The organism is Staphylococcus sp. GDX8P80P, assembly GCF_017893095.1.
In the GTDB taxonomy this organism is placed as follows: Bacteria; Bacillota; Bacilli; order Staphylococcales; family Staphylococcaceae; genus Staphylococcus; species Staphylococcus borealis.
In genome coordinates this window covers 1-315 of the sequence record NZ_JAESMI010000205.1, presented here as the reverse complement: position 1 = coordinate 315, position 315 = coordinate 1, and the positions used below count along the sequence as shown (strand labels likewise).

1 protein-coding gene is annotated in these 315 nt (G+C 29.8%); it reads right to left on the bottom strand.

The window, feature by feature from the left end; genetic code table 11:
• A partial coding sequence (locus KA858_RS12460; protein ID WP_210135837.1) for a cadmium resistance transporter occupies positions 1 to 315 on the bottom strand: 315 nt, incomplete at its 5' end.

The following is a 315-nucleotide window of genomic DNA, read 5'->3' as shown; positions in this document are numbered from 1 at the left end:
TTATAATATAAATCCTAATATTGTTTGTATGGTTTCATTTTCAATAATAATAAATAAGCCCAATGCTATGTAGATAACAGCCATAATCCAACGACTGAATCTCTCAACAACCTCACCCACACTAGGAATTCTAGCTAGTTTTTGTGCTGTGAATACTAAAATGAAAATTAAAACTAAAAATACAATTAAGGTAGTCAGTAATTCAACAATATCCAATGTTACAAAATAAGGGACAAATAAACCAATATTATCTGCACCACAACTTGCAATTGTCACTAAAGAAACAGTCTCTACTAATTTGGACAAACCTTCATT